This is a genomic window from Kitasatospora sp. NPDC093558, from assembly GCF_040683475.1.
Classification (GTDB): Bacteria; Actinomycetota; Actinomycetes; order Streptomycetales; family Streptomycetaceae; genus Kitasatospora.
The window spans coordinates 1-3,882 of sequence record NZ_JBFBDY010000581.1 but is presented as its reverse complement, the minus strand read 5'-3'; the positions used below and the strand labels follow the sequence as shown (position 1 = coordinate 3,882).

The following is a 3,882-nucleotide window of genomic DNA, read 5'->3' as shown; positions in this document are numbered from 1 at the left end:
GTGGTCGTCGCCGTCGCCGGGACGGGCCTGCTCGCGGCGCTGGCGGGCGCCGGGTACGCGGCGTACGCGGGCAAGCAGACCGACCGCGACCCCGGCCAGGCGGTGGCCCTGGAGGCGCTGCTGGCCGCCGAGGCGGGCACCCACGACGGCATCCAGGTGCCCGGTGCGGGCGGCGGCCCGGGCGTCGGGTCCGGCGCGCCGCAGGCGCCCGTCAACCTGTCCGCGACCGACCAGACCGCCGGGTCCCCCACCGCCACCGCCACGGCCTCCGTCACCGCCTCCGCGACCCCCACCGCCACCACTTCCGCGACCCCCACCCCGACCGCCACCACCGCGACCGCGAAGCCGACCCCGACCCCGACCCCGACCGCCAAGCCGACCACCGCCCAGCGCACCACCGCCGCCGCGACCGCCCCTGCCGCCGCGCCCACCCCGGTCGGCGGCGGCGCGAACTCCTCGTACGCCCAGCAGGTCGTCGACCTCGTCAACGCCGAGCGGGCCAAGGCCGGTTGCGACCCGGTCGCCGCCGAGCCCCGCCTGGCCACCGCCGCCCAGGCGCACAGCGACGACATGGCCGACCGCAACTACTTCGACCACGCCAGCCCCGAGGGCTACCACGCCGACCACCGCATCGAGGCCACCGGCTACCGCTGGAGCACCTGGGGCGAGAACATCGCCCGCGGCCAGAAGGACCCGGCAGCCGTCATGGACGCCTGGATGAACAGCCCCGGCCACCGCGCCAACATCCTCAACTGCGCCTTCAAGCAGCTCGGCGTGGGCGTCCGGACCGGCTCCGGCGGCCCGTGGTGGACCCAGGTGTTCGCCGCCCCGGCGTGACCCCGACGTGACCCCGGCGCGGGCCCGCCACCGGCCCGTTTTCCGATTCCGCGCAAATTGTTGTTATCTGATCACTCCCCAGAGGTCTCCGAGGAGGCATCGGCGGGCGGAAGACGGCAAGACGGAGTGCGGACGATGAACGCTGACGTGCAGAACGCTGACGTGCGCAACACTGATGTGCACGGCACCGGGACGACCCTGGTGCGCGCCGCCCAGGCGGGCGACCGGCAGGCCCAGGAGGCGCTGGTCGCCGCCTGGCTGCCGCTGGTCTACAACGTGGCCGGGCGCGCGCTCGGCGGGCACGCCGACGTCGACGACGTGGCCCAGGAGACGATGATCCGCGCCCTGGACGGCCTGGAGGGACTGCGCGACCCGTCGTCGTTCCGCTCCTGGCTGGTCGCGATCACGATGAACCAGGTCCGCCGCCGGCACGCCGCCGGCCAGCAGCAGCCGACCGTCGGCGGCCTCGACGAGACGTGGGAAGTCGCCGACCCCCGCGCCGACTTCACCGACCTCACCATCCTGCGCCTCGGCCTCTCCGGCCAGCGCCGCGAGGTCGCCGAGGCCACCCGCTGGCTCGACCCGGACGACCGCGAGCTGCTCTCCCTGTGGTGGCTGGAGGCGAACGGCGAGCTGACCCGCGCCGAACTCGCCGAGTCGCTCGACCTCAGCCCGCAGCACACCGCCGTCCGGGTGCAGCGGATGAAGAAGCAGCTGGAGTCCGGGCGCGTGGTCGTCCGCGCGCTCGGCGCCTACCCGCGCTGCCCGGGGCTCGCCGAGGTCACCGCCGGCTTCGACGGGACGCCGAACTCGGTGTGGCGCAAGCGAATAGCCCGGCACATCCGCGGCTGCGCCACCTGCGACCGGCTGGGCCGCGACCTCTTCCCGGCGGAGGGGCTGCTCGCCGGTCTCGCGCTGGTGCCGATCCCGATGGGCTCGCCGGTGCTGCTCCACTTCAAGGCCGCCGCGGCCGTGATCGGCTCCGCCACGGGGACGGGAGCGGGTTCTGCCGGCGCGGGCGGGGCAGCAGGCGCCTCCGGAGCGGGCTCGCACGGCGGTTGGGCCGGGCTGGCCGCGAAGAAGGCCGTCCTCGTGAGCAGCGCGGCGGTGGCGGCCGTGGCGGTCACCACGCTCGCCCTGGTCTGGCCGGCGCCCGCCGAGAAGCCGCTGGAGGCCGCGCCCGAGCCGACGACCCCGGCCGCCGCGCCCGACGTCCCGACCGGGACGCCGCTCTCCCTCCCGGTGCCGCCCCCGGCACCGGTCACCGTCGCGCCCACGCCGACCCCGACCCCGAGCGCGACCGACACCCCCACGGCGACGCCGACGCCGACCCCTTCTCCGACCGTGTCAAAGCCGACGGCCCCGCCCAGCCTGGAGCGCCAGCTCGTCGACCTCGTGAACGCCGAACGGGCGAAGGCCGGTTGCGCCCCGTTGCGGATCGACCCGCGGATGCACGGCGCCGCCCAGAAGCACGCCGACGACATGGTCGCCCGCGCCTTCTTCGACCACGTCAACCCCGACGGCGTCCACCCCGACGCCCGGATCACCGCGGCCGGCTACCGCTGGTCGCAGTGGGGCGAGAACCTCGACCGCGGCCCGGCCGCCCCGTCCACCGTCGTCTCGCACTGGATGGACGGCGGCATCCACCAGTCCAACCTGCTGGACTGCGGCTTCAAGGACGTCGGCGTCGGCGTCGCCACCGGACCGGCCGGCACCTACTGGGCCCAGGACCTCGGCGCCCCGCTCTCCTGACGGCGCCCGGCTCTCCCGGAAGCGCCCCGTTCTCCTGAAAAACCGGCCCCGCTGAAAAACCGGCCCCGCTGAAAAACCGGCCCCGCTGAAAAACCCGCCCCGCTGAAAAACCCGCCCCGCTGAAAAACCCGCCCCGCTGAAAAACCCGCCCCGCTACGCGGGCGTGACCGGGACGAGCCCGTCCGCCTGGCCGGTCACGTAGCCGGTGGCGTGCCCGACCACGCCGCCCGCGTCGCCGACCTGCCCCGGCGCCAGGTCGGCCGTCGAGCCGAGCGGCCCGGGCAGCCCCTCCTGCCCGCCCACGGCGCTGGCGTGGGCGCTCGGCGCGGTCAGGGAGGCGACGACACCCACGGCGAGCGAGGCGACGGCGAGCATGCTGCGCTTCTTCATGCCGGGGCTAACGAGCCCGCGCCGCACGGGTCACGGGGCAGGGGGCGCGCGGGGCGCGGACCCGGCGTGCGGGCGTTCCGGTGGCGGGGGGCTTAGGAGCGGGGTGGGATGGGGAGGGGTTCCGGAACGAATCCGGCAAATCGATCTTTCCACCCATCCCTTCCCGCCGGGTTCACCGACCGTCACCGACTCCTGCGAAACCCGCGACCCGCGACCCCCGCGCGACACGAAGGGCACCCGATGCACGCAGCCGAGCTCACCTCCGCCGTCCTCGCCGAGCTGCGCCGCCCCCGGCGCTACCCGGCCGTCTCCGTCCTGCTGCCGACCCACCGCAGCGAGCCCGAGAAAACCCAGGACCCGGTGCGCCTGCGCAACCTCGTCGCCGAGGCGAAGGCCCGGCTGCAGGCCGACGAGAAGGTCAGCCGGGCGGACCGGCTGGACGTCGTCGAGCAGCTGGACCGCGCGCTCACCGAGGTCGACCTCGTGCACGCCGAGGACGGCCTGGTGATCTTCGCGGCGCCCGGCGAGCACCAGGTGTGGTCGCTCCCGCGCCCGGTGCCCGCCCGGGTCGTCGTCTCGGACACCTTCCTGACCCGCAACCTGGTCTCCGCGTACGTCTCGGGCGCGCCGTACTGGGTGCTCACCGTCTCCGCCGACCGGGTCGCCCTGTTCAGCGGCTCCGGGCCGAAGCTGGTGCCGCACGACGGCGGCTTCCCGGTCGACCAGGTCGGGCCGGACTGGGACGTCGAGCGCGCGGAGCGGATCGGGAACGTGCCGAGCACCTTCACCGACGAGGAGACCCGCCGCTTCCTGCGCTCGGCCGACACGGCCCTGGCCGCCGTCCTGGAGACCGACGCCCGCCCGCTCTACGTGCTCGGCGAGGCGGCGGCGATCTCCCTGCTC

3 protein-coding genes and 1 pseudogene are annotated in these 3,882 nt (G+C 75.3%); 3 read left to right on the top strand and 1 reads right to left on the bottom strand.

Annotated features, from left to right (window positions below; genetic code table 11):
- The coding region (locus tag AB0O00_RS31855; RefSeq protein WP_363657690.1) for a CAP domain-containing protein at positions 1 to 837 on the top strand (837 nt) is incomplete at its 5' end.
- 135 nt (positions 838 to 972) lie between these two features.
- Positions 973 to 2,589: a sigma-70 family RNA polymerase sigma factor gene (locus tag AB0O00_RS31850; RefSeq protein ID WP_363657688.1), complete on the top strand. Its 1,617-nt coding sequence runs from the start codon at positions 973 to 975 to the stop codon at positions 2,587 to 2,589.
- Positions 2,590 to 2,742: 153 nt separating this feature from the next.
- On the opposite strand, the gene AB0O00_RS31845 is transcribed toward AB0O00_RS31850, so the two are convergent.
- Positions 2,743 to 2,979 (bottom strand): hypothetical protein, encoded by a 237-nt coding sequence (locus tag AB0O00_RS31845; RefSeq protein ID WP_363657686.1) that lies wholly within the window; start codon positions 2,977 to 2,979, stop codon positions 2,743 to 2,745.
- A gap of 240 nt (positions 2,980 to 3,219) precedes the next feature.
- On the opposite strand from AB0O00_RS31845, the pseudogene AB0O00_RS31840 reads away from it, so the two are divergent.
- Positions 3,220 to 3,882, top strand: a pseudogene (locus tag AB0O00_RS31840) (chemotaxis protein); the annotation flags it as partial.